This window comes from Dactylosporangium darangshiense (assembly GCF_039537565.1).
Taxonomy (GTDB): Bacteria; Actinomycetota; Actinomycetes; order Mycobacteriales; family Micromonosporaceae; genus Dactylosporangium; species Dactylosporangium darangshiense.
This window is the reverse complement of sequence record NZ_BAABAT010000002.1, coordinates 436,261-459,340: the sequence shown is the minus strand read 5'-3', so window position 1 is coordinate 459,340 and position 23,080 is coordinate 436,261. Positions and strand designations below refer to the sequence as shown.

22 protein-coding genes are annotated in these 23,080 nt (G+C 72.6%); 12 read left to right on the top strand and 10 right to left on the bottom strand.

Features of this window, described 5'->3' with window-relative positions; translation table 11 throughout:
- Positions 1 to 44 precede the first annotated feature (44 nt).
- Positions 45 to 2,168 carry a sigma-70 family RNA polymerase sigma factor gene (locus tag ABD901_RS05705; protein ID WP_345121982.1) on the bottom strand — a complete coding sequence of 708 codons (2,124 nt, stop codon included), beginning with the start codon at positions 2,166 to 2,168 and terminating at the stop codon, positions 45 to 47.
- Positions 2,169 to 3,025: 857 nt separating this feature from the next.
- Here ABD901_RS05705 and ABD901_RS05700 point away from each other — a divergent pair.
- The 3 genes from ABD901_RS05700 to ABD901_RS05690 are packed head-to-tail and all read left to right on the top strand — an operon-like array spanning position 3,026 to position 6,939.
- Positions 3,026 to 4,531, top strand: a complete 1,506-nt coding sequence (locus ABD901_RS05700; protein ID WP_345121980.1) for a hypothetical protein — start codon at positions 3,026 to 3,028, stop codon at positions 4,529 to 4,531.
- Entirely contained in the window at positions 4,524 to 5,564 is a 1,041-nt protein-coding gene (locus ABD901_RS05695) for a caspase family protein (protein WP_345121978.1), read from the top strand. Before ABD901_RS05700 ends, ABD901_RS05695 begins: the two co-directional genes overlap by 8 nt.
- On the top strand, positions 5,551 to 6,939 hold the full coding sequence (locus ABD901_RS05690) for a hypothetical protein (RefSeq protein ID WP_345121976.1): 1,389 nt from the start codon (positions 5,551 to 5,553) through the stop codon (positions 6,937 to 6,939). Before ABD901_RS05695 ends, ABD901_RS05690 begins: the two co-directional genes overlap by 14 nt.
- On the opposite strand, the gene ABD901_RS05685 is transcribed toward ABD901_RS05690, so the two are convergent.
- On the bottom strand, positions 6,922 to 8,517 hold the full coding sequence (locus tag ABD901_RS05685; RefSeq protein ID WP_345121974.1) for a GDSL-type esterase/lipase family protein: 1,596 nt from the start codon (positions 8,515 to 8,517) through the stop codon (positions 6,922 to 6,924). The genes ABD901_RS05690 and ABD901_RS05685 overlap by 18 nt on opposite strands.
- A 153-nt stretch (positions 8,518 to 8,670) precedes the next feature.
- Here ABD901_RS05685 and ABD901_RS05680 point away from each other — a divergent pair, with 153 nt between their 5' ends.
- A complete protein-coding gene (locus ABD901_RS05680; protein WP_345121972.1) occupies positions 8,671 to 9,912 on the top strand; it encodes a serine hydrolase domain-containing protein in 1,242 nt (413 codons plus the stop codon).
- Between the two features lie 85 nt (positions 9,913 to 9,997).
- Here the strand turns inward: ABD901_RS05680 and ABD901_RS05675 are convergent, their stop codons facing one another.
- Both ABD901_RS05675 and ABD901_RS05670 read right to left on the bottom strand, forming a co-directional pair.
- Positions 9,998 to 10,744, bottom strand: coding sequence for a hypothetical protein (locus ABD901_RS05675; RefSeq protein WP_345121969.1), 747 nt, complete (start codon positions 10,742 to 10,744; stop codon positions 9,998 to 10,000).
- A 62-nt stretch (positions 10,745 to 10,806) separates the two neighbouring features.
- Positions 10,807 to 11,784 carry a cellulase family glycosylhydrolase gene (locus ABD901_RS05670; protein ID WP_345121967.1) on the bottom strand — a complete coding sequence of 326 codons (978 nt, stop codon included), beginning with the start codon at positions 11,782 to 11,784 and terminating at the stop codon, positions 10,807 to 10,809.
- 125 nt (positions 11,785 to 11,909) lie between these two features.
- Here ABD901_RS05670 and ABD901_RS05665 point away from each other — a divergent pair, with 125 nt between their 5' ends.
- Complete coding sequence (locus tag ABD901_RS05665) at positions 11,910 to 12,350, top strand: VOC family protein (RefSeq protein ID WP_345121965.1); 441 nt, start codon at positions 11,910 to 11,912, stop codon at positions 12,348 to 12,350.
- Positions 12,351 to 12,356: 6 nt separating this feature from the next.
- On the opposite strand, the gene ABD901_RS05660 is transcribed toward ABD901_RS05665, so the two are convergent.
- Positions 12,357 to 13,094 carry a DivIVA domain-containing protein gene (locus ABD901_RS05660; protein WP_345121963.1) on the bottom strand — a complete coding sequence of 246 codons (738 nt, stop codon included), beginning with the start codon at positions 13,092 to 13,094 and terminating at the stop codon, positions 12,357 to 12,359.
- A 210-nt stretch (positions 13,095 to 13,304) separates the two neighbouring features.
- Between ABD901_RS05660 and ABD901_RS05655 the strand changes: the two genes are divergently transcribed.
- From ABD901_RS05655 to ABD901_RS05645, 3 genes are read left to right on the top strand one after another with little or no spacing between them, the layout of a single operon-like run.
- Positions 13,305 to 14,141, top strand: a complete 837-nt coding sequence (locus tag ABD901_RS05655) for an LLM class F420-dependent oxidoreductase (RefSeq protein ID WP_345121961.1) — start codon at positions 13,305 to 13,307, stop codon at positions 14,139 to 14,141.
- A complete protein-coding gene (locus tag ABD901_RS05650; RefSeq protein WP_345121959.1) occupies positions 14,138 to 14,542 on the top strand; it encodes a TIGR03668 family PPOX class F420-dependent oxidoreductase in 405 nt (134 codons plus the stop codon). Before ABD901_RS05655 ends, ABD901_RS05650 begins: the two co-directional genes overlap by 4 nt.
- Positions 14,543 to 14,551: 9 nt before the next feature.
- Entirely contained in the window at positions 14,552 to 15,316 is a 765-nt protein-coding gene (locus tag ABD901_RS05645) for a dienelactone hydrolase family protein (protein ID WP_345121957.1), read from the top strand.
- Here ABD901_RS05645 and ABD901_RS05640 read toward each other — a convergent pair.
- A complete protein-coding gene (locus tag ABD901_RS05640) occupies positions 15,313 to 15,942 on the bottom strand; it encodes a TetR/AcrR family transcriptional regulator (protein WP_345121955.1) in 630 nt (209 codons plus the stop codon). The genes ABD901_RS05645 and ABD901_RS05640 overlap by 4 nt on opposite strands.
- 78 nt (positions 15,943 to 16,020) lie before the next feature.
- Between ABD901_RS05640 and ABD901_RS05635 the strand changes: the two genes are divergently transcribed.
- The 3 genes from ABD901_RS05635 to ABD901_RS05625 are packed head-to-tail and all read left to right on the top strand — an operon-like array spanning position 16,021 to position 18,198.
- Entirely contained in the window at positions 16,021 to 17,478 is a 1,458-nt protein-coding gene (locus ABD901_RS05635; protein ID WP_345121953.1) for an MFS transporter, read from the top strand.
- A 16-nt stretch (positions 17,479 to 17,494) separates the two neighbouring features.
- Positions 17,495 to 18,004, top strand: coding sequence for a GrpB family protein (locus ABD901_RS05630; protein ID WP_345121952.1), 510 nt, complete (start codon positions 17,495 to 17,497; stop codon positions 18,002 to 18,004).
- The gene (locus ABD901_RS05625) at positions 17,992 to 18,198 is read left to right on the top strand and encodes a hypothetical protein (RefSeq protein WP_345121950.1); all 207 of its coding nucleotides are present in this window, start codon (positions 17,992 to 17,994) and stop codon (positions 18,196 to 18,198) included. Before ABD901_RS05630 ends, ABD901_RS05625 begins: the two co-directional genes overlap by 13 nt.
- A 40-nt stretch (positions 18,199 to 18,238) precedes the next feature.
- On the opposite strand, the gene ABD901_RS05620 is transcribed toward ABD901_RS05625, so the two are convergent.
- From ABD901_RS05620 to ABD901_RS05605, 4 genes are all read right to left on the bottom strand, one after another.
- On the bottom strand, positions 18,239 to 19,846 hold the full coding sequence (locus tag ABD901_RS05620; RefSeq protein ID WP_345121948.1) for an esterase/lipase family protein: 1,608 nt from the start codon (positions 19,844 to 19,846) through the stop codon (positions 18,239 to 18,241).
- The gene (locus tag ABD901_RS05615) at positions 19,843 to 20,268 is read right to left on the bottom strand and encodes a hypothetical protein (RefSeq protein ID WP_345121946.1); all 426 of its coding nucleotides are present in this window, start codon (positions 20,266 to 20,268) and stop codon (positions 19,843 to 19,845) included. The genes ABD901_RS05620 and ABD901_RS05615 overlap by 4 nt, the downstream gene beginning before the upstream one ends.
- Positions 20,269 to 20,351: 83 nt before the next feature.
- On the bottom strand, positions 20,352 to 21,617 hold the full coding sequence (locus tag ABD901_RS05610; RefSeq protein WP_345121944.1) for a hypothetical protein: 1,266 nt from the start codon (positions 21,615 to 21,617) through the stop codon (positions 20,352 to 20,354).
- Between the two features lie 30 nt (positions 21,618 to 21,647).
- Positions 21,648 to 22,184: a hypothetical protein gene (locus ABD901_RS05605; protein ID WP_345121941.1), complete on the bottom strand. Its 537-nt coding sequence runs from the start codon at positions 22,182 to 22,184 to the stop codon at positions 21,648 to 21,650.
- A 68-nt stretch (positions 22,185 to 22,252) separates the two neighbouring features.
- Here ABD901_RS05605 and ABD901_RS05600 point away from each other — a divergent pair, with 68 nt between their 5' ends.
- Complete coding sequence (locus tag ABD901_RS05600; RefSeq protein ID WP_345121940.1) at positions 22,253 to 23,044, top strand: phytanoyl-CoA dioxygenase family protein; 792 nt, start codon at positions 22,253 to 22,255, stop codon at positions 23,042 to 23,044.
- The last annotated feature ends 36 nt before the right edge of the window (positions 23,045 to 23,080 follow it).

Sequence of the window (23,080 nt, the reverse complement as noted above, 5' to 3'; positions counted from 1 at the left end):
AACTTCCGGCATTCGCCGTCAGTCAGGTGGTACCGCTGAAAGTTTCACGACTCGGACATCGACGCGCCCATGCCGTTGCCGGTGGTCAGGAAGTCCGTGGCGGGCAGGGTGCCGTCCGCGCGGCGGGCGCCCTGCGCGGCGGTGGCGTCGGTGGAGCGGAACATCGAGGCGGTCCAGCTGCCCTCGTCCCACGTGTTGCGGCTGGTGTGCACGCCGGCGCTCATGGACACGGAGCTGTCGTTGCCGATGGCGACGTTGCTGCGCAGCGTCGCCGGTGTCGTCGGCATGCCGAAGCCGGTGGCGCCGTTGCGGTACGCGGTATTGTTCGTCAGCCGCAGCTCGGCCGGGTTGCCGCCGTCGGCGAAGCCGTTGTGGATGTTGTTCCAGGCGGCGTTGTGCCGCACGCTGTGGCTCGCGCTCGCGGGCGGGTTGCCGCCGCCGAACGTGAACCCGTTGCCGTTGCTGCGCCAGCCGGCGACGTTCCAGCGGTTGACGCCGTTGCCGTAGGCCCAGTTGTGCTGGATGTCGATGGCGCCGGCGAAGTCGCCGAAGTCGAAGCCGTCGTCGGCGTTGTCGTACGCGCGGCAGCCGCGCACCACGTTGTCGTCGCCGGAGCCGAACTTGATGGCCATGCCGATGCCGGACTGCCCCTGGTCGGCCGGGTTGTGGTTGTTGAAGAAGTCGCTGTCGAGCACCTGGTTGCCGGTCGTGCCGTCGCCGCGCAGGGTCAGCCCCGACTCGACGTTGTCGTGCATGGACAGGCGCTGGTAGATGTTCTGCCGGCAGGAAAGGCACACCAGCGCGTGGCTGCCGGAGTTCTTCACCTCGAGGCCCTGCACGGTCCAGAACGAGCCGCGCTGGGTGATCGCCCACTTGTCCGCCGGGATGCGGCTCGCGTCGATGACGGGGTGCTCGTCGCCGTACGCGCTCAGCGTGATCCGGTGCTCGGCGTCGCCGCTCGCGTCGAGGGCGATCGGGGCGGCGGGCCGGAAGGTGCCGCCCCGCAGCGCGATCGTCTGCCCCGGCCGGACCACGGCGGCGGCCTTGGTCAGCGTGGCGTAGGGCCGCTCCTTGCTCCCGTCGCCACCGTCGTCGCCGTTGGGCGCAACGAAGATGTCCGCGTTCGCGACGCGCGCCGGCGTCGGCACCGCGCTCGCCCCGGCCGCCGTCGGCGCGTTCTGCATCGGCGGGTCGGGCACCGCCGCCGCCCCACCCGACGGTGCGGCCGCGACCGTGGCGTCGCCGTCGTCGCCCGTCAGCGGGGACTCGTAGACGGCAATGGCGATCCCCCCGGCCGCCAGCGCCGCGACGGCGGCCACGGCGGTCTTCGTGATCAGTCCGGTCTTGGTGATCAGCGCGGGTGCGGCGGCCGACTTGAGCGCGTCGAGGGCGAAGATCGGCGCCGGCAGCGCGGCGATGCCGGGCAGCAGCTGCTCGGGCGCGAGCAGGTCCGCGGACAGCGGCCCGCACCGGTCGCAGCCGCGCACGTGCCGGGTGAGCCGCTTGCGCCAGAGCGCGTCGGTGGCGCCGTCCCACGGGCGCACCGCCTCGGCGAGCTCCGGGCACCGCGGCGTGGCGTGCAGCGCCCGCACCAGGCCTCGGGCGGCGTCCAGCTGGGCTCGCATGCGCTGTACGCGTACCGCTGCGTGGGTTTGCCGGAGACCGAGCGCCGCGGCCAGCTCCGCGCGGTTCAGCTCCCCCACCGCCTCCTGCCACCACAGCGCCAGCAGGTGCCGGTCGGCGTCGTCGAGCCAACGGGTCGCCTCGGCCAGCTCCCGTCGCTGCCCGGTGAGCATGAGCCCGGTGATGCTGCGCTCGACGAAGTCGCCACCCGGATCGGCGAGGTCCTCGGGCACCTCGTGCGCGGGCGGATGCCGCCGCGTCACACCGCGCCGATGCATCTGGACCTGTCGATAGGCGATGGCGACGACCCACGACCGGAACCGCGCCGGTTCCCGCAGCCCCGGCAGCCCGCGCACGACCTGGATCATCGTCTCCTGGACGAGGTCGTCGACGTCGGCGTGCCGGTTGAGCGCCCGCCCGATGACGTTGTACACCAGCGGCAGGTGCTCGGCGACCAGTTCCTCGAGGGCGCGCTCGTCCCCGCCCTGCGCGGCCCGCACGAGCGAACTCGTGTCGCGGGCCGGCACGGTCTCACCCTGCGTCACCGTCGCTCCCTTTCCAGGCCGCGTCGTCCGGGCCGCCCCGGCAGCGCGTCTGGCGGGTCGCGCTGCCGGGGCCGTATGTTGGCACAGCCCGTGGTTGCTGTAAAGCAGGTCGATATTTGTGTTATCGCCCCTGTCGCCGGTGCATCTACTTGGTGGGCACTCTCGCGCCTGTCGCGCAGCGTCATGCTTGGTAACGTTGGGTGTCGGCGATGATCCATGATTTGGTGGCGTCGGGTAGGGTTAGGTGAGCAAACCGGCCAGGACCGCCGCCACGTCCCGTGTCAGACCTTCGGGCCGGGCGGCGCGACGCCGAGCTTGCCGGCCGCGGACAGCAACTCGCCCCAGACCTTCGCCGCGACCGGCACGCCGTGCGTCGCGCGTTCGCGCGCGGTGTGGTCGCCACGCTCCCCCGGGTGCCGGACCCGAACGCGTCCGCTACGCCGGCGGCGACGACCTTGTCGACGTTGGCGTTCCAGGAGTACTGCGCATCCTGCGTGCCGGGCCGCCCTGAGCAGCGTCAGCTCGCGCAGGTGCGGCGGGAGGCTGGACGCGGTCGCGCAGCTCTGGGCTGTGCAGCCAGACCTGGACCGGCCCCCGCACCGCGGCTCTGCGCACGGCGATGCGGACGCCGATCTCTCCTGTTGCCGTTCGGTCATCTCGTCCGGCCCGATGACGGGAAGTCTCCTGCGCGACCTGCCTGCAGTTCGGAACCGGAGCGGCCCGGCTGATCGGCGGACCGGCGGCGCCGATCATCCGCTTCTGTGCCCCGGCGAGGCAGAAGGGTCGCGAACCGCTGACCGTGCGTGACGGCCCGGTGGGATGCTGAGCGGCGACCCAGCTCGCGGGAGGGCGCGCCGATGACGGACATCGCGGCACCGAGGATCATCCACACCGGACCGGACGGGACCCTGGCCTCCACCAGCGCCGAACAGGTCGCGGCCATCGCCGCCGAGGTGGCCCGGTCCGAGCGGGCCGTGCTGCACTTCCACGGCGGCCTCGTCAACGAGGCGTCCGGGATGGCGACCGCGAACGGCCTCGCGCCGGTCTACGCCGAGGCCGGCGCCGTGCCGGTCTTCTTCGTGTGGCGCAGCGGCTTCCTGGAGACGGTCACGGGCAACCTGCGCGAGATCCTCGCCGAGGACATCTTCGGCCGGATGCTCAAATGGGTGCTGCAGTTCGCGGTCGGCAAGGTGCGCGAGAGCGGCGGCGGGCGCGCGTTCGGCGGGATCGAGCCGGCGCCGGGCGACGAGGTCGACGCCGACCTGCACGCCCGCCACGCCGACCTGGTGCCGTTCGCCGGCGAGGGCGCCGCGGACATCAGCGGGGTCTCCCAGGCCGAGCGGGACGCGTTCGAGCGCGTCGTGTCCGCCGACCCGCAGCTGCGCGCCCAGGCGGCCGCCGTGCTCGCCGGCCGCGAGCCCGGCCCCCGCGAGCCCGGCGCCCGTGGGATCGAGGGCGCGGGCCCGCCCGTCGCCACCCGCATGGACCCAGGGGTCCTCGACGAGCTCGCCAGGGAGGAGGAGGTCGAGGGCGGCCGCGGGCTCATCGGCACCGCGCTGCTGGCCCGCAAGTGCGCCTCCGTCCTCGTGCACGTCGTCGCCCGGTTCCGCGCCGGCTCCGACCACGGCGTGTACTCCACCGTCGTCGAGGAACTGCTGCGCGAGTTCTACCTCGGCAGCATCGGCGCCGCGGTGTGGGCGGCGATGAAGGGCGAGACCGCCGACACCTTCGCCGCCGGCACCCAGCGCGGCGGCCGCCTCTTCCTTGACGGCCTGGCGGCGGCGCTGGCCACCGACCCGCACCGACCGCAGCTCACGCTCGTCGGCCACAGCACCGGCGCGGTGTTCATCGACAACCTCCTGACCGAGCTCGGCCGGATGCACGGCGCCGGCACCCTGCCCGACGGCGTGCTCGTGCGCAACGTCGCCTTCCTCGCCCCGGCGTGCACGAGCGCACACTTCGCCGCCGTGCTCGGCGGGCAGCCGCGGCTGTTCGAGCGGTTCCGGATGTTCACCATGAGCGACGAGGCCGAGTGCGCCGACCGCCTGCTCGGCGCCTTCTACCCGCGCTCGCTGCTGTACCTCGTGTCCGGCATCCTCGAGCGCGACGCCGCCGGCGCCTCGGCCTGCATGCCCCTCGCCGGCCTGGCCCGGTACCTGACCCTGCGCGCCGACGCCCCGACGGACCTCGTCGGCGTCCGCGACTTCCTGCTGGAGCTGGGCACCGACCGCCTCGTACGCTCGCCGTCGTCGCAGGACGCCCCGCTCGGGATGCGCTCGGGCGCACTCACCCACGCCGACTTCGACAACGACCCGCTGGTCCTCGCGAGCCTGCGTCACCTGGTGGCGACCGACCATGCATGACGCGCACTACGCGGTCGTCGTCGGCATCAACCGCTACCCCGGCCTGAGCGACCTGAACGGCCCGGTCCACGACGCGGCCGGCTTCGTCGAGTGGCTGGTCGACCCTTCCGGCGGCGCGGTGCCGCAGGAGAACGTGCGCCTGGTCCCGGCCTCGCCCGACGACGACGCCGACCTGACCACCGACGAGGCCCGCCCCGACCCCCGGAACATCAACAGCGCGTTGCATCAGCTCAACACGATCGTGCAGCGGCGCACGGCGGCCCAGCCCGACGTATGGCCCCGCACGCGGCTGTACTTCTTCGTCGCCGGCCACGGCCTGCTGCCCACCGACGGCGACGCGGCCCTGCTCGCCGCGAACGCGAGCAGCGAGGAGCCGGGCTACAACCTGGATCTGCGGCTCTACCAGCAGTGGTACCGGCGCAGCGGGTGCTTCCACGAACTGGTGCTCTTCGCCGACTGCTGCCGCAACGACTTCCCCGGCGCCCCGTCCTCCCCGCCGCCGTTCGTGCAGAGCTCGACGGTCGACCGCGAGGTGCGCGTCGCCATCGGCTACGCCACCAGGTTCGGTCGCCGTGCCTACGAGGACGTCATCCCGGGCGACGAGCACGACGACACGCCGCCGGACCAGCGGCGCGGTTTCTTCACCACAGCGCTGCTTCGCGGGCTGCGTCAGCACCGGCGCTGGGACCAGCTCAGGGCGTTCGTGGACCGGACGCTGCCGGACCTCGCGGAGTCCAGCCGGCGCGTCCAGCACGCCGACTGGTACGGCGACGACGACATGCTCTTCGGCCGGGAGGACGCGGATCGGGCGCCCGCCACGTACGAGGTCACCATCAACTTCCCGGCCGGCACGCCCGCGGTCGTCGAACTGTTCGACGACCGGCTCGCAGTGATCGACTCGTGGGACACGACACGAGGCCCATGGCGGCGGGCATTGCCGCCTGGCCTGTACGGCGTGCGCGGCCATTGTGGCGGGCCCGTCGTCGGCCGGCTGTTCCAAGTGGCGGGGGCGGACATCGATGTCAAGCTCTGAGAAACAGCCCGGTCGCATCCGCCTGTCCGCGGCACAGCCCGGCGTCGAGTTCGTGGTCCGCGACGGCAGCCTCACCACGCTCGCCGCGGCCACGCAGCGCCTGGATCTGACGGTCGAGCCGGGCCTGTACCAGATCGAGCGCCGCGCCGGCGAGGCCACCGTGACCGACGTGGTCCTGGTGCTGCCCGGCGGCGCCCACGACGAGGACGACGTGCGGCTGCCGCTGCCCGCCGTCGCACCGGTGTCGGCCTCACGCGACGCTCCGCCGAGGTTTCGCGAGACCGCGGAGGCGGCCAGCGCGGCGCTCACTACCAGCGCGGCCGCGCTGCACGTCACCGCCGGACTCGTGGTGGTGACCTGGCGGTCCGGACCGGGTCGCGGCTTCGAGGTGCTGGACGACAGGTTGCGACGACTGCAGGGAGTGGTGGTCTCCGAGGGCTTCCTCGCCACCTGGAGCGCACTGCTGCAACCGGGCGGGTACGTCTTGCGGACTCCGGCGAATGCCGACGTGTCCCTGTACCTGGTGGCGGGCTGGCAGACGGTGGTGTTCCACCGGGAGGGCGCCGGGATGTCGGTGCACATGACGCCGATGGACGTGCCGTGGCGGGCCGACGCGCCGGCCCACACGGCCACGGAGGCGGCGCTGGCCGGGTTGCGCCAGGGCCGCCCGGTCTTCCGCCACGACGTTGCCGGCGAATGGCTCGGCGCGCCGGATGCGATCGACCCGATGGTCGGCATCCTCGCCGCGCACGCACTGCGCATCGCCGGCGAGGCCGACACCAGGTACGGCGACATCGTGCAGCGCCTGCAGGAGCTCCTGCCCGGCCACCCCGACGTGACGGCCCTGGCCATGCTCCGCGGCGGGCGGATCGACCCGCGAGAGCTGTCCGTTTCGTGGCCGCCGACGCTGCTCGCGTCCTACCGCGACCTCATCCTGCCGGCGGACCTGGTCAGCCCGTCGGCGATCGCCGACGGCTCCATGGCCGAGCGCATCGCCGGCCGCACGGTGCGGTACGGCCCGTGGCTGGCCTGGTCGGACGCGCCCGGGCCGTTGCGGTCCCCGGTCCTCGCGCTCGCCGCCGGCGACCTCGAGGTGCGGGGCCTGGACCGCACGGCGCGAGGCATCGGCGGCCCACGGGCCGACCCGGCGGCGTACCGGCAAGTGACCGAGTTCCTGGCCCAGGTTGCCGGGTTCGAGGGCACCGATGTCGCGGACGTGCGGTCCCGGTGGAGCACCGCCGACATCGCCCGGGCCACCGAACTGCCGGTCCGGGCGGTCACCGCCGCGCTGGAGCTGCCGTCCTACGACCCGTCCATGGCCGGGGACGAGGCCCCGGCCATAGACCTCACCACATGGTCAAAGAAGGTCGAATGACTCCCAGGCGCCGATGGCGGTGCGGTTGGCGATGAGGGCGGCCGCACCGGCGTTCTCGGCGCAGACGTACTTGGCGTTGACCGTGGCCCGCAAGGCAACGCTGCCGTCGGGGTTGTGGATCAGGTCGAACGTCTCCCAGGAGCCGACGGACACTGCGCCGGCGATCAGTGGGGAGGCGCCGGCGTTGTTGGCGCTGACGTACTGGTTGTTGGCGTGGGCGCGCAAGGAGATGCGGCCGCCGCCCAGGTCGGCCATGTCGAACTGCTCCCATGGGCCGACCGCGGTGCGGTTGGCGATCAGCGGGGCCGCGCCGGCGTTCTCCGCGGTGACGAGGCGGCCGTTGGCGTGTGCGCGGAAGCTGACGACGCGGGTTGCCGGAGGCGTTGACGTACCGAAGAGGGAAAAATCGACGGCGTTGGCGATGGCCTGCAGGCCCGCCTCGTTGGGGTGCAAGTGGTCGCCGGTCTCCAAGGACGCCAGGAACCACGTCGGGCGGGCCGGGTCGTGGGTCGCGGTGTCCTGGTCGACGACGCCGTCGCAGCCGCTGCCGGCGCTGCGCACGAACGTGTTGAAGGCCTGGCGGCCGTTCTCGCCGGCCTGGGTCCAGTAGCCGGCGCCCTGGAAGGGCGTCAGCGTGGAGCACAGGAACTTCACGCCGGCGGCGTGCGCGCGCGTGATGAGCTGGCGGGTGGCGTTGATGAGCTGGTCGCCGGTGACGGAGCCGGCGCTGTTGCCGAGGTCGTTGATCGGGTCGTCGGAGAAGATGACCCACTTGACGCCGGGCTGGGACAGCACGTCGCGGTCGAAGCGGTTGGCGGCGCTCTGGCCGGCGCCGTCGCCGAGGAGGCGGTTGCCGCTGATGCCCTGGTTGAGCACGCCGATGGTGCGGCCGGCCTGGTTGAGGCGCACGGCGAGGTCGTTGGGCCAGCGGCGGTTGGCGTTGCCGCCGGAGCCGACGCCGTCGGTGATGGACGCGCCGAGCGCCACCACGGCACCCTCCGACGCGGCGTTCTGCACGTCGAGGTTGGTCAGGAAGAAGTAGTTGCTGCGGGTCTGCGGCCCGGACAGCGTGGCGTTGCCGGCGACGTTGCCGGCGGCGACGTAGTTCGTCTGGTTGCCGAAGTCGTGCACCGTGGCGTTGCCGGTGTTCGACGGCAGGTAGAAGCTGACGGCGACGTCGGCGAGCGCGTCGACGGTGAACGCGACCTGGTCGCTGGTGACGCTGCCGCCGACCGGGATCGTGGTCTGCGCGGCACCGCCGAAGGTGACGGCGCGGTCCGAGGCCGCGTCGATGGAGGATCCGCTGGTACGCCGGGCCAGGTGCACGTTGGCGATGGTGACCGGCTGGTTGCCGAACGCGTTGGACAACCGGATCCGGGCGGCGGTCCCGCCGATGCTGGTACGCACGATCTGGCGGATCGTCTGCTGATTGAACGTGGTGCCGCTGGACTGCGGCGAGGCCGCCCAGGTGCCGGTCCAGGCCGGCGCGGCGGCGGCCGCGCTGGTGAGGTGGATGGCGAGGCCCCCGATGGCGAGCGCCGCGACGATCGCGGCGGAGGCGAGCTTCCGTGTGCTCATGGCTCCGTTTCCTTCGAGACGGTACGGGCGTGGAAGCACGATTCGCCGAAATCGTGATGACCCGACCATAGCCGATCCTCGATAGCGCGGCACGGCCCTCTATATTGCACGAACTATATTGCACGGGCAGTGCCGAAACTCTATCGTCGGCTGATGTTGAAGGTTGACGTACCGCCGGACCTGATCGGTGGCGACGTCGACGAGGGCTACGGCCCGGTCGCCGACGCGTTCCGCCGCAACTTCACCGAGCGCGGCGAGATCGGCGCGGCTTGTGCGGTGTACCAAAACGGAAAAAAGGTTGTCGATCTGTGGGGCGGCTACCGCGACGGCCGCACCCGCACCCCGTGGGAGGAGGACACCCTCGTCACGGTCTTCTCCACCACCAAGGGCGTCTCCGGCCTGGCCCTGGCGCTCGCGCATTCGCGCGGCTGGATCGACCACGACTCGCCCGTGGCCGCGTACTGGCCCGAGTTCGCCCAGGCCGGCAAGGAGACGGTGACGGTACGCCAGCTCCTCGCGCACCAGGCGGGCCTGGCCGCGATCGACCGCCCCCTGACGGTGACCGACCTCGCCGACCTGGATGTGGTCGCCGCCGCCCTGGCCGAGCAGCGCCCCGCCTGGACACCGGGCACGCGCCACGGCTACCACGCGATCTCGTTAGGGTGGTACGAGGGCGAGCTCATCCGCCGCGTGGACCCGCAGGGCCGGACGCTGGGCCGCTTCTTCGCCGAGGAGATCGCCGCCCCACTGGGCCTGCAGTTCCACATCGGCGTCCCGTCCTCCGTCGACCCGGCGCGCATCGCGACCGTCCACGGCTTCAAGCCGGCCGAGATGCTGCTGCACATGGGCACCATGCCGCGCGGCTTCGTCCTGGGCTTCCTCAACCCGCGCAGCGTGACGGCCCGCTCGTTCGCCAACCCGAAGGTCCTGTCCCAGACCGGCAACTACAACCTGCCCGAGGTGCGCGCCCTGGAGCTCCCGGCCGCGAACGGCACCGGCGAGCCCCGCGCGATCGCCCGCGCGTACGGCGAGGCGGCCACGGGCGGCGCCGCGCTCGGCCTGCGCCCGGCCACGCTGCAGGCGCTGATCCGCCCCGCCGAGCCGCCGACCGAGGGCCTTGCCGATGTGGTACTCCGGGTCGACACCATCTTCTCGCTGGGCTACGTGAAGCCGTTCCCACGCCTGCGCTTCGGCGCTTCGGGCAACCAGGCCTTCGGCACGCCGGGCGCCGGAGGCTCCTTCGGCTTCGCGGACCCGGAGACGGGCGTCGGCTTCGCGTACGCCATGAACCGCGCCGGCTTCCACCTGTGGGACGACCCGCGGGAGCTGGCGCTGCGCGAGGCTCTGTTCCGCACCGTCCTCGGCGAGCGCACCCAGCACCCCGACCCCCGCTAGCGCTGGAGGCATTCGTACGCCATCACGCGAACCACGGCGGGCTCGAGCCGCACCAGGACGCCGACGGCCGAATCACCGTGAGGAATCACGTGCTCACGATGACTACTGCACGCCCTGCGGTCAACGAACGGCTCCGGACCGTGGCGAGCGTGGCGAAGGCGATGCCCCAGGCCATGCTGAGGACCGACCAGACCGGGCCGAAACCGCCCGGCGTGCCGGGCCAGGCGAGGCAGACGAGGCCGAGATACGCGGCCACCAGGCCGACCCCGATCCCGATGAAGCGCCGGCCCCGCGGCCGGCACGCCGCCGCGCCGCTCAGCAGCACGAGGGCGAGACCGACCGCGCCCTGCACCGAGTAGTGGTCGATCCCGATGCTGATGTCCACGGGCAGTTCCGCCCGGTTCGCCGCGTACATCGCGTAGGCGTACACCAGCCAGGGCACAGCGGCGAGGACGGCAAGGGCCGCCAACGGCCGGTCCACGTGGAAGCCCCGCGGCGCGAGCGGCTCGTGCCCGGGTGCGAACGCCACGAGCAGGGCCTCGCCGGCCACGGCCAGGGCGACGAGCAGCAGGAGCCATTCGAGCGAGGCCACCGCGGAGGCGGCAAGGGCGGCCGCCACCAGCAGCAGCTGCACGACGGCCGGGGCCGAACGTCGGGGACGGACGGCGAACCAGGCGAAGGGCGCCGCGACGAACACCGTGAACAGCAGGCCCCAACCGGCCTCGAGTCCCTGCGCCCAGAACGGGTCCCACGTCACCGACAGGTCGATCAGGCCGAAGCCGGGGAACACGAGCCAGCTCAGCGCGAAGATCGCCGCCACGATTCGGAACACCGGATCATGTTGGCGGAGCGGCCTCGGTCCGAGGTCGGCATCGGCGGCAATCCGACAACGGGCTACGGGGCGTACACGGTGGCCTCGTGGGAGGTCCGGCGGATGCCGTTCGGGCCGTCGAAGACGCGGTGGCCCCACCAGGTGAGGGCGCCCGCATTGAAGCGGGTCGCCATGTCCAGGTTGCTGACGTCGCCGCTGTTGCCGCTCCAGGACCAGGCCAGATAGCCGATGTGGTCGGCCTGGGTCTCGGACATGATCGCGTCCTCGTCGACGTCGCCATCCTGGTGCGTGTAGGCGAACTCGGTGACCGCGATGGGGAGCTTCGCGCGCAGGAAGTGGCCCAGGTAGTCGTGGGGGTTCGTGGCGCGGAAGAAGGCGCCGTACATGTGGATCGAGAACATCGTGTTGTGGTCCGGGTCGGCCGCGTAGACCTCGGCGGCGTGGTCGCGCATGGTGAAGGACAGGTCCTGGCCCCAGTCGGGGGCGTCGACCAGGAGGGTGTGGTCGAGGCCGGCCCGGCGCAGGCGGCGGATCGAGTTCTTCGTGTCGGCGGGCCAGGTGCGGAAGTTGTCGAGCACGTACGGCTCGTTCGCGACGTGGATCATCACGTACTTCTCCTGGCCCATCAGGGCCTTGCGGATGCTGATCCAGTAGTCGACCGCCTGCGACTGCGGGATCGCGGTGGCGCGGTAGCCCCATCCGGTGGTGTCGGCGACGACGAGGACGCAGATGAGGCGGTTGCGGCGGCACAGCGAGATCACGTTCGCGACGTCGGCGGCGTCGTTGCGCTTCCCGATGGCGCCGGTCGACAGCTCGATGCGCACGGTGTTGGCGCCCAGCGCCTTGACGTCGCTGAGCATCCGGGCCGTCCGGTCCGGGTAGTCGACGTGGCTGTGGCCGACGCCGCGCATGACGAACTCGTGGTTGCGGGCGTCGTAGAGCCGCCCGTTGTCCACGTGGAACTCCGGCTGAAGGCGCACCCCGTATCCACCGAGGGTGACGATGAGCGAGATACCCGCGATGGCGGCGCGCATTCGCATGGCAGTGCACTTCCCCGGCGCCGTGACGCAAACGCCACCCGCGGGTGAAGGCGCCTGGCTGTCGAGAACGCGCCGCCGGCTCCGTCCCGGGGACGACAACGAACGAACCAGGGACGGGAACGATCATGATCAAGCGGATGGACAACGTCGGCATCGTCGTCGAGGACCTCGAGGCGACGGTCGCGTTCTTCGTCGACCTCGGCATGCAGCTGGAGGGCGAGCCGCAGCAGGTGCACGGGCCGTGGGTGGACCGCACCGTCGCGCTGGACGGCGTGAAGGTCGACGTCGCCTTCGTGCGCACCCCGGACGGCCACAGCCGGTTCGAGCTGATGCGGTTCCGCAACCCGGCGGCGATCGGCTCCGAGCCGCGCAACGCGCCGGCGAACACGCTCGGCATTCGCCGGATCATGTTCGCCGTCGACGACATCGACGCCGCCGTCGCCGGCCTGCGGGCGCGCGGCGTGCAGCTCGTCGGCGAGGTCGTGCAGTACGAGGACCTCTACCGGCTCTGCTACGTCTGGGGGCCCGAGGGCATCATCGTCGCGCTGGCCGAGCAGCTGTTCTGACGGCGGTCACTGGGCCGGGTCGAGAGTGCCGGCCTCGAGGCTGCGCTGCGTGGGGATGGCGCTGGCGGGGCGCGGGTCGTCGTCCTCGCTGGCGTCGATGTCCGCGCCGACCTGGGGCTGGTCGGCCCAGAGGGCGCGCAGCTGGCCCTGCATGAAACCGGTGAGGCGGGAGCGGTACTCCCGGTCGAACTGCTCCAGCGACTCGATCTGCTGCTGCAGGCCCTCGCGCTTGGCGGCCAGGCTGCCGACGACGTCCTGGTAGCGCATCTCGGCCTGGTGCTTGAGGTCGTCGGCGCGCTGTGTGGCGATCTTCACGATCTCGGCGGCCCGGGCGCGGGCGTCGGCGAGGAGGTCGTCGGCGGCCTGCTCGGTCTTGTCGGCGTGGGCGCGCGCCTCGTGCACGATCCGGCCGGCGTCCGCGCGGGCCTGGCTCAGCACATCCTCGGCGTCGGCGCGCAGGTCGTCGGCGTGCGCCTCGGCCTGCTGCACGATGCGGTCGGCGGCGGCCTGTGCCTCGGTGAAGATCCGGTCCGCCTCCTGGTGCGCGCCCGCGACGTGCTCGTCGGCGGTGCGCTGGGCCAGGGTCAGCACCAGCAGGGCGTCGCGCTGGGCGTTCGCGGCGGTCGGCGCGGCGTGACCGCCGGAGCCGTCCATCGGACCCGGATGCTGCTGCATCGGCTGCTGCGCAGCGGGCGGCGTGTTCGGAAGCCCCTTGAATCGGCCTCGGATGCCGTCGTCGGCCATGGTCGTCCTCCTTCCCTAGGCTCGTGCACGCTACCAGCGAAAAGACCGTTCGCGCGCGGGTCGGAAACTGTCGCTCATCCGGCAGCGGGAAGCGGCGTGCGGCGCACCGCCGACAATTGCGACATAGGCGGCGAGGTGGTCCGGTCGAGCCCGGCACATCATCCCCCGTGGCGGGCCGGACCGGCGGCGCCGCGGGGTAGAGATGGAGACATGGACTTCGGAGTCGGATACTTCCCAACCCACAACGCCATGGCGCCCGGCGACATCGCCCGGCTGGTCGAGGAGCGCGGGCAGTCCGCGCTGTTCTTCGCCGAGCACACGCACATCCCGGCCAGCCGCGACACGCCCTACCAGGAAGGGCGGGCCGAGCTGCCGCAGCGGTACTGGCACACGTACGACCTCTTCATCGCCCTGACCGCGGCCGCGGCGGCGACGAGCCGGCTGCGGGTGGGCAGCGGCATCTGCCTGGTCATCGAGCGCGACCCGATCATCACCGCGAAGGAGGTCGCGTCGCTGGACCAGCTCTCCGGCGGCCGGTTCGAGTTCGGCGTCGGCGCCGGGTGGAACCGCGAGGAGATGCTCAACCACGGCACCGACCCGCGGGTGCGCATGGCCGTGCTGCGCGAGCGGGTCGAGGCGATGAAGGCGATCTGGACGCAGGAGGAGGCGTCGTACCACGGGAAGTACGTGGACTTCGAACGCATCTGGTCCTTCCCGAAGCCGGCGCAGCGCCCGCACCCGCCGGTCCTCGTCGGCGGCAGCGGCCCCGGCGTGCTGGACCGCGTGCTGGCGTTCGGCGACGCCTGGTTCCCCAACTACGAGGAGAGCGTGTTCGACCGCATTCGCGAGCTGCGGTCCCGGGCGGAGCGCCCGGTCGACGTGCAGGTCCTGTCCGCACCGGCCGACCCGAAGATCCTCGAGCGGCTGCACGCCGCCGGGGTGCAGCGCGCCAGCCGGTGGCTGCCGTCCGGGCCGCGCTCGTCGGTCGAGCGCGGGCTGGAGGAGTGGGAGCAGGCGATCGCCGAGTTCGCAGGGGAGGCGTTATGACCCTGGAGGAGACCAGGCAGCGGTTCGGGGCGGCGGCGGTGGCCCGCCTCGCCACCGTCGCCCCGGACGGCTCGCCGCACGTGGTGCCGATCGTGTTCGCGCTCGACGGGGACACGATCTACCACGGTGTGGACGCCAAGCCGAAGCGCCACACCGCCCTGCGCCGCCTGGCCAACCTCGCCGCCGAGCCGCGGGCCGCCGTCCTCGTCGACCACTACGACGACGACTGGTCCGCGCTGTGGTGGGTGCGGGCCGACGGCGTCGCGCGCGAGATCGAGCCGGACGGGGAGGAAGGGCGCCGGGCGCTGAAGCTGCTGGAGGCGCGCTACCCGCAGTACCAGATCCGGGGAAGCATGATCGCGATAGACGTCGCGCGGTGGTCGGGCTGGTCGGCCTCGTAGAGTCGGGGCATGACCGACTTCTCCGCCGAGCACCGGCAGCTCATCGACGCCGTAGCCGAGCGCCCGGGCGCGCAGATCGCCGAGGCGACGGTGGCCTACGACCACGACGGGCAGCCCATGGAGGGCTACGCCGCACACGACACCGCGATCGCCGGCCCCAAGCCGGCGGTGGTGATCGTGCACGACTGGACCGGGCTGCGGGAGTACCCCAAGGCACGCGCCCAGATGCTGGCCCGCCTCGGCTACTACGCCTTCTGCGCCGACGTCTACGGCACCGGGCGCCGCTTCGACAACTCCGAGGAGTCCTCGGCGGAGGCCGGGAAGTACTACCGCAACATGCCGCTGCTGCGCGCCCGGGTGCGCGCCGCGTACGACGTCGTGGCGAACGACCCGGCGGTCGACGCGGGCCGGATCGCCGTCATCGGCTACTGCTTCGGCGGCACCGCGGCGCTCGAGTTCGCCCGCACCGGCGCGCCCGTGGCCGGCACGGTGGCCTTCCACGCCGGGCTCGTCGCGCACGACCCGGCCGACGTCGCCGCGATCACCGGCTCGGTGCTGGTGTGCAGCGGCGGCGCCGATGACGTCGTGCCCGACTCGGACATTGCCGCGTTCCAGGACGAGCTGCGCACCCGGCCCGACCTGGACTGGCAGGTCAACGTGTACTCCGGGGCGCCGCACGCCTTCACCCTGCCCGGCGGCGCGTACCGCCCGGTCGCCGACCGCCGCAGCTGGCGCGAGCTGACCGGCTTCCTGTCGGACGTCTTCGCAAGCTAGGGCACCGCGGCCGCCAGGACCCGCTCCAGATGGGTGAGCGGGTCCGGCGGTGCGTCGCGGAAGTAGTCCTCGTACCACACCCGGAACCCGGCGATCGAGCACGCGACCAGCAGCCGGCGCCGCCAGTCCGCCGGGTCGCCGCCGCCCCGCCCGGCGAGCTCGGCGGCGAGCTTGGCCTCCTGGTCGGGGCGCACGCCCGGATACGAGCCGCGCAGGTGGCTGGACTGCAGGGCCACCGCGCGCAGCCCGGTGAGCAGCTCGCGGTGCTCGACGACGAACCGGCCCACCGCCAGCAGCGCCTGGCGCATGACGGCCGCGTCGGAGGAGCCGGGCGGCGCGCCGGCGATCTGCTCGAACACGATGCCGGTCATCCGCCGCACGGGCTCGGCGACCACGTCCTCCTTGCTGGCGAAGTACCGATGGAAGGTCCGCGGGGCGATGTCGGCCGCGGCGCAGATGTCCTGCACGGTGACGTGGTCGTAGCCGCGCTCGATGAACAGCCGCCACGCCGCCTCGACGGTGGCGGCGCGGTTCTGCTCGCGCTTGCGCTCCCTGAGGTTCTCGATCGCCCCGCTCCCTTCCGATGTGGTCCCTGTGACCGGGGTCTCAACTATCCCGCCGGCCACCTTCCGGCAACAATTCCGTGGCAGGCTCTGCCTCGTGGCAGATTGTGCCACGAAACCGCTGCCCCTTGGAGCCTGATCATGACAAACACCGCCGAGGTGGCCGCCGACACGGCGGCGCCGGGGACCGAGGCGAGCGAGGGCCGGTCGTGGACCGCCGCCCAGGTCGTCGTCGTGCTGGTCATCGGCACCGCGGCGCTCATGGTGTCGCTGACCCAGTCGCTGCTGGTCCCGGTCCTGTCCGAGATCGCCGTCGACCTGCACGCCGGCGGCGACGGCATCGCCTGGGTCCTCACCTCGACCCTCCTCGTCGGCGCCGTCGCGGTGCCCGCGTTCGGCCGCCTCGGCGACCTGTTCGGCACCCGCCGCATGGTGCTGGTCACCCTCGTCGCCCTCATCGCCGGCTCCCTGATCTGCGCCGTGGCGCACAACCTCACCGTCATGATCATCGGCCGGGCCGTCGTGGGTCTCTCCGTTGCCGCGGTACCCCTGAGCATCAGCCTCATCGGCGTCACCCTCCCCAAGGCGCACGCACCGGCCGGCATCGCCCTCATCAGCGCCATGCTCGGCGTCGGCGGCGCTCTCGGCCTGCCGCTGGCGGGCCTGATCGCGCAGTACGCGGACTACCACCTCCTGTTCTGGATCTGTGTGGCCGGCGGCATCCTGGCGGTCCCCGGCATCGTGCTGCTGGTCCGCGAGCCCGCCCGCGTCGCCAAGGGCCGCATGGACCTCATCGGCACGGCGCTGCTCGGCGCCGCGATGCTCGCTCTGCTGCTCCCCCTGGCCCAGGGCGACTCCTGGGGCTGGACCGATCCGCTCACGATCGGCCTCTTGGGTGCCGCAGTGGTACTCCTGGTGCTCTTCGTCGCCGTCGAGCTGCGCATCGCCTCGCCGCTCGTCGACGTGCGCACGACCGCCCGCCCGTCCCTGCTGCTGACGAACATCGCGTCGCTCTGCGTCGGCTTCGCGCTCTTCGCCACCCTCATCGGCACCGCCTCCTACGTGCAGGCCCCCGCGGCCACGGGCTACGGCTTCGGCAAGTCCGTCCTGGCCGGCGGCCTGTGCATGCTCCCCGGCGGCATCGCGATGCTGCTGCTGTCCCCCTTGTCGGCCAAGCTGCGCCCGCGCACCGCGCTGGTCATCGGCTCGCTCATCATCGCCGCGGGCTTCGCCACCCGGATCGTGCTGACCGACAGCCTCTGGCAGGTCGTGCTCGGCGCCACGATCGCGGGCTCGGGCACCGGCATCGCGTACGCCGCCATGCCCGGCCTCATCATCCACGCCGCACCGCGCTCAGAGCTGGCCGCGGCCAACGGCCTCAACGCCCTGTTCCGCAGCGTCGGCAGCTCCCTGGCCAGCGCGATCGGCGGCGCGATCCTGGCGTCGCAGACCATCCTGCTGGCCGGCCACGCCCTGCCGTCCCTGGCGGGCTACCGCACCCTGTTCGCCATCTGCGCCGGCGCCGCGGTCCTGGCCGCGCTCCTGGCCCTGTTCATCCCGCGCCACGCCAGCACCTCGGACGCCGCCCTGCCGGAGTAGTTGTTACCGTCCCTCGGTGACGTCGATCGAGGTGCACGATTACGACCCGTCCTGGCCCGCGCTCGCGGCCGCCGCCATCCTCGAGGTACGCGCGGCCGCGGGCGCGGCCGTCATCGACATCGAGCACGTCGGCAGCACCGCAATCCCCGGCCTTGCGGCCAAGCCGGTCATCGACCTGATGGCCTCGACGGACGACCTCTCCTGCGATTTCGCCGGTCTCCTCGACCTCGGGTACCGCCGGCTGGAAACCGGCATGCCGGAGCGCCTGTTCTACCGCCGCGAGGGCTACCACCTGCACGTGGTCACTGCCGCTTCGTGGCCAACCCGCAACGAGCGCCTCCTGCGCGACCACCTCCTGTCCCATCCGTCGGCCCGCGAGGAGTACGCGGCGCTCAAGCGGTCGCTGGCCGCGGCGGACCTCGACGGGGACGCGTACACGCGCGGCAAGACGGCCCTGATCCAGCGCCTCGTCGACGAGGCCCGCACGGCCCGCGGCCTCCCGACCGTGGACGTGTGGGAGGCCTGACCCCGGTGAAGGTGGCGGGCTCCGGCGACGCCATCGCCGCGAACGGCGGCGTCGCGATCAGCGGGATCGTCAACGTGGCGGCCCCGCCTCTGCTCTGGCAGGCGGTCGCCGACAGGGAACGCATCCTCGGTGCCGAACACCCGGAGACGACCGCCGGCGTCAGAGCGCTGCAGGCATGGAAGGCCGCCACCTGACGGCGCCCGGGAAGACCCGGATAGGTGAACGGAGAACCGATCACTCGCAGGGTTCGAAGGTGTTCGTGATGAAACTGATCTTTCCTGAGCCGTCCTGGTGGTCTCCGGACCACATCATCTCGGGCTCACGGTCGGTCCGGATCGAGTACATGCCGAACACGTCGTCCCACTCGGCCGTTGCGCCGGGGATGGTGCGCATGGCGTCGCGGACCGTCGTCGATGTTGTCACGCCGTGCGGCAGGCGTAGACCCGGTGGCGTCTTGCCGTTGCCGACGCTCCAGCCGACCAGGCGGCCGGCGCCGCCGGTCGGGGCCAGCGTCACCGTCAGGGCGCCCCAGGACAGGTAGCGGCGCGGTTCCGGAGGTGAGACCAGCTCGCAGCCCTTGCTGTCCTGGGTTCGGTCCGGTTTGCCGAGCACCTGGCGCAGCATCTCTTCCGCTGCCGTTCCCGAGCCGCCGACCGCGATCCGGCCGACCGCCTTCGGAGTGAGCTCCAGGGAGTACCGCTGCAGCTCCTCGGCGATCGCGGACAGGATCTCGCTGGTGTGGTCGAGCAGGACCGACTCGTGGATGTGGAAGCAGGCGCCGAGCGGGCGCAGGCCGACCAGCTTCGCGGGGTCGGAGTCCAGGCGCATGCCGAAAGGCTCGAGGAAGTTGTTCACGTCGTCGGTCAGCTTCGCTGTGGTGTAGCGGCACTCGGCGACGTGGCTCTGGTGGCCGCCGGACGTCGCGGATGCGCGGCCCACCACTACGTCGCCGAGGTCGACGGTGCCGGGGCCGCGCACCAGGAACAGGCCGCCGACGTCCTGGACCACCGAGCTGCTGGCGAGGGTCTCCACGCGCATGCCCTTGGGCCACGGGGACAACGACGACAGCTCGGGGCTGCCGGGTGCGAAAGCGTGCATGCTGGCCAGGAACTCGATGACCTTGTTGAGGTAGGTGCACGGGTCGAGGGCGGCCACCTCGTGCTCGCGGCAGGCGGCCATCGCCAGGTGCATCAGCTCGAGCAGCGGCGCCGCCTCGGCCTTCACCACACCGGTCGCGATGTTGGCGGCCGTGTCGACCAGGAAGGAGCCGAGCGCGGCCAGCCAGGCGCCCTCGTACGGGGTGCCGACCGTGATCGCCAGGCCCATCCTGGCCCGGCGGGCCGCGGCGCCGGGTGCGTCGGTGACCGACCAGCGCGCGATCAGGCCGCCCATCGAGTGGGCGGCGACCACGACGTTGTGGCCGGCGTACCGGGCCTCGCCGGTGATGCAGTCGAAGACGTGGGTGAAGACAGCGCCGCCGGCGCCGGGCTCGGTGAACCAGCGCGTCGCGGTGTCGTGGTAGTCGACCGTGTACACGATCGCGCCGGGCAGCGCCTGCAGGTTGCCCAGAAGGCTGCGCTTGACGTTCGGGCGCTCCTCGGTGTGCGACGAGTAGACGGTGGGCTTCGACCAGATGGCGGGGCTGCTGATGAAGCCGTGGACGAGCACGATCGGGGTGTACTTGCCGTCGGCGTGCGGTACCGGGGTGCCGACGCCGTCGACGCGGGTCGCGGGCTGCACGTCCGAGCAGCCGGGCTCCGCGGCCGCCGGGCGGGAGGGCGCGACCAGGGCGCCGGCCAGCAGCACGGCTGCGGCGGCGCACGAGGCCAGGCGGCGGATCATGCGGCAGCCACGTCGTACGTGCCTGACACCTTCCAGGCGCCGTCCTCGCGGATGACGACCACGACGAAGCGGACCGGTGGCCGGCCCGCGACGGTCATCGTCACCGTGGCGGATCCGATGGCGCCCGTGCGGCGCCAGGTGGAGCGGTCCATGGCGAGCTTGGCCCCGGCGGGCAGCGCCTGGCGCAGGTCGATGCCCCGCTCCCGCGCGGCGGAGGACAGCACGCCGCTGTCCCCGGCGGCGAACGCCTCGGGAAGACGACTCACCAGGCTGTCGACGGCCTGGACGCTGTCGTCCGACGCGGCGGCCCCACGTGCGGCCGGCGGACGGTCGGAGGTGCGCAGCGCCCACCAGACGGCACCGGCCGCGACCAGGGCCGCGAGGGCGGCGCCGGCCAGGATCCAGCGCCTCGTCCGTGTCATCGGCTCAAGGTAGCGACGCCGTCACTGCCCGCACAGCACCGTCCGGACGGGCCGCAATGACGATCGGCCACCCGATTCCGACCTCAGGTGTCCAGCAGCGACGCCGTCAGGTCGGCGGGGCAGTCCCACAGGGCTCGGGTCAGGCGGGCGTTGCTCGCGGTCCAGATCATCGTGAGGCGGGGCGGGCCGTTGCGGGCGTCCAGGGCGACCATGGGGCGCGACTGCTGGTTGAGGCCCTTCAGGCCGAAGAGCGCGATCGGCTCGTCCGCGGGGCGGCGGGCCGCACGGCGCTCGTCCTGCCAGGCGCGGTACGCCGCCGCGAGGCGCCACGGGGCGCAGTCGGGCAGCTGGGTGTACAGCACCCGCACCCACGTCTCGGTGTAGCGCGCGTGCGAATAGTCGATCGGGTAGCCGGACAGCAGGGCGCCGATCTCGGCGTCGACCTCGACGCCGCACAGGGTGAAGGCGTCGATCAGCTCGTGGCGGGCCAGGAGCTCGGCGATGGGCGCGACGGCGGCGGCGTCCGGTGCCTGCCAGCGCCGGGTGGGCGGGGCATCGCGCTCGCCGGTGCGCCACAGCCACGGCAGGCGGTCCCAGCGGTGGTCCTGGTTGGCGCCGATGAGCGCCTCGACGCCGACGACGAGGGTGTCGCCGGCGGCCCTTGCGGCCAGCCACGGGCCGCGCTTGCTCAGGGCGGTGCCGTCGCCGGCCAGCGCGACGACGGCGGTGCGGCCGTAACGTCCGTTACGGTCGCGGGGGAAGTGGTAGCAGAGCAGCTCGGGGTCGAGGTCGTCCGGCAGCAGGGCGCCGTCGGCCTCGATGCGCACCTTCGCGGCCGCGGCGGCGGCGCGGCGGGCGTTGGCCTGCCGGGCGAGGGCGGAGCGCCGGCGCGGGTCGGGCGGCGGGGGCGTGCTGCGCAGCGTGTCGCGGTACCCGTGCCAGAGCCGGATCGCGTCGACGACCGCCTGCTCGGTGTCGACGTGGCGGCGCGGCGCCCAGACCGGCCCGTCGCCGAAGGCGTCCAGGGTGGTGACCTCGAAGACCATGTCGGCGCCCAGGTCGTACTCCAGGTCGACGTCGCGCACCCACATCCGCCCGTCGGCGGACATCCCGCCCTCGCCGGGCGGGGCGGTGCGCCGGGCGCTCACGACGGTCACCTGCATCCGGCCGGGCCCGCCCGGCTCGGGCACCACGAGGCCGGTCAGGCCCTCGGGCACGCCGCCGTAGAGGTCGTAGTAGGGCACCAGCACGCCGAACTCCGCGTCGATGCCGAGCCCGCGCAGCCGGGTTGCGACGCCTTCGAGGCGCTTGGCGCGGTGCGGGCCGTACTGATCGACCGGCTTGGACACCCGGCCATCCTGCCACAGCCCGGGCGCGCTTCAGGCGCCGAACAGGGCGCGCAGATACGGCTCGCTGCCGACCGTGCCGGGCTCGGCGCCGGCGATCTCGTCCCAGCACGTGTCGTCGGTCCAGCAGAAGTGCAGGGGCTGGGTGAAGCCGTGCCCGCCGGCGCGCAGCGCGCGGTCCATGGCCGCGAACAGCGGGCGTTGGTCGAGGCGCCAGTGCTCGATGTCGTGCTGCGCGCCGGACGCCACGACGGCCAGGCCCTCCGGCGGGAACAGGTACCCGACGCCGAAGTTCCATCCGTAAAGGCGGAAGCGGACGGTACCGGCGGCGTCGACGACCTCGGCGGCCTCGACCTCGTACTCCTCGTCGGCCAGCACGTCATCGAGCGAGCAGTCGTGCCACACGGCTCCCAACTGCTCCAGCTCCGCGGGCAGGAGATCGGCGACGGCCTGCGGCTGCCGGCGGCGGCTGATCCGCAGGTCCGGCGCGTCCGGCGGAGGCTCGGCCGTGGGGCGCGCGGCGATGATGTCGCCGACGACGCTGCGGTACGCGCTGGAAGGATCGGTCACCCGCAGCACCTTAGGCGCCACAGTGCCCCGACGGTACCGCCCGTGGAGGCATCACGTACACAGGGTGCATGAGCGACGACGGTTTCGTCATCCTGCCCGAGCTCCTGCCCGCCGACCAGCTCGCCGCGGTCCGCGAGCACGCCGACACGCTGCTCCGGGACGTACCGTGGAGCAACAACGACTTCGACGGCCGCCGCACCCGCCGCGTCTACTCCCTGCTGTCCCGCCTCGGCCCCTTCGAGCCGTTGCTGACCCACCCGTCGGTGCACGGCCCGGTCGCCGCGGCCATCGGCGAGGTGTACCAGTTCGGCATGCTGTTCCTCTCCGCCGTCGACCCCGGCCAGGGCGCACAGCCCCTGCACTTCGACGCCGGCGTCTACCCGCTCCCCCGCGACGTCGAGGCGGAGACGAACGTCATCTGGGCGCTGGACGACTTCACCCCCACCAACGGCGCGACCCTGGTCGCTCCCGGCAGCCATCTGTGGCCGGCCGGTCGCCGTCCGCAGCCCTCCGAACTGGTCCCGGTCGTCATGCCGGCCGGCAGCGCCGTGGTCTACAGCGGCCGGTTGTGGCACGCGGCCGGCGAGAACCGATCCGCGGCCACGCGCCGAGCCCTGATCTGCGAGCACGTCCTGCCATGGCTGCGCCCCGCCGACAACCACGGCCTGGCCACCGGCGTCGAGGCCCTGCGCGCCTTGTCCCCGCAGCTTCGCCGCCTGGCCGGCATCGCCCCGGCCAGCACCTACCTGGGCACCATCGCCGGCCGCGACCCCGAGGAATGGCTCAGTCGTCCGCCGGCCACGCCATCATTCCGTAGCGGCATGGATCGCCCGAGTGGACAAACACGACGAGGGGACTAGCATCGGTGAACCGAGAAAGCGACGCAGGGGGCCGGG

Bases quoted from the DNA above. Each gene is read 5' to 3' on its own strand.
- ABD901_RS05700 (WP_345121980.1), top strand. From the start codon at position 3,026: ATGACGGACATCGCGGCACCGAGGATCATCCACACCGGACCGGACGGG.
- ABD901_RS05695 (WP_345121978.1), top strand. From the start codon at position 4,524: ATGCATGACGCGCACTACGCGGTCGTCGTCGGCATCAACCGCTACCCC.
- ABD901_RS05690 (WP_345121976.1), top strand. From the start codon at position 5,551: ATGTCAAGCTCTGAGAAACAGCCCGGTCGCATCCGCCTGTCCGCGGCA.
- ABD901_RS05685 (WP_345121974.1), bottom strand. From the start codon at position 8,517: ATGAGCACACGGAAGCTCGCCTCCGCCGCGATCGTCGCGGCGCTCGCC.
- ABD901_RS05680 (WP_345121972.1), top strand. From the start codon at position 8,671: ATGTTGAAGGTTGACGTACCGCCGGACCTGATCGGTGGCGACGTCGAC.
- ABD901_RS05670 (WP_345121967.1), bottom strand. From the start codon at position 11,784: ATGCGAATGCGCGCCGCCATCGCGGGTATCTCGCTCATCGTCACCCTC.
- ABD901_RS05665 (WP_345121965.1), top strand. From the start codon at position 11,910: ATGATCAAGCGGATGGACAACGTCGGCATCGTCGTCGAGGACCTCGAG.
- ABD901_RS05660 (WP_345121963.1), bottom strand. From the start codon at position 13,094: ATGGCCGACGACGGCATCCGAGGCCGATTCAAGGGGCTTCCGAACACG.
- ABD901_RS05655 (WP_345121961.1), top strand. From the start codon at position 13,305: ATGGACTTCGGAGTCGGATACTTCCCAACCCACAACGCCATGGCGCCC.
- ABD901_RS05650 (WP_345121959.1), top strand. From the start codon at position 14,138: ATGACCCTGGAGGAGACCAGGCAGCGGTTCGGGGCGGCGGCGGTGGCC.
- ABD901_RS05645 (WP_345121957.1), top strand. From the start codon at position 14,552: ATGACCGACTTCTCCGCCGAGCACCGGCAGCTCATCGACGCCGTAGCC.
- ABD901_RS05635 (WP_345121953.1), top strand. From the start codon at position 16,021: ATGACAAACACCGCCGAGGTGGCCGCCGACACGGCGGCGCCGGGGACC.
- ABD901_RS05620 (WP_345121948.1), bottom strand. From the start codon at position 19,846: ATGATCCGCCGCCTGGCCTCGTGCGCCGCCGCAGCCGTGCTGCTGGCC.
- ABD901_RS05615 (WP_345121946.1), bottom strand. From the start codon at position 20,268: ATGACACGGACGAGGCGCTGGATCCTGGCCGGCGCCGCCCTCGCGGCC.
- ABD901_RS05600 (WP_345121940.1), top strand. From the start codon at position 22,253: ATGAGCGACGACGGTTTCGTCATCCTGCCCGAGCTCCTGCCCGCCGAC.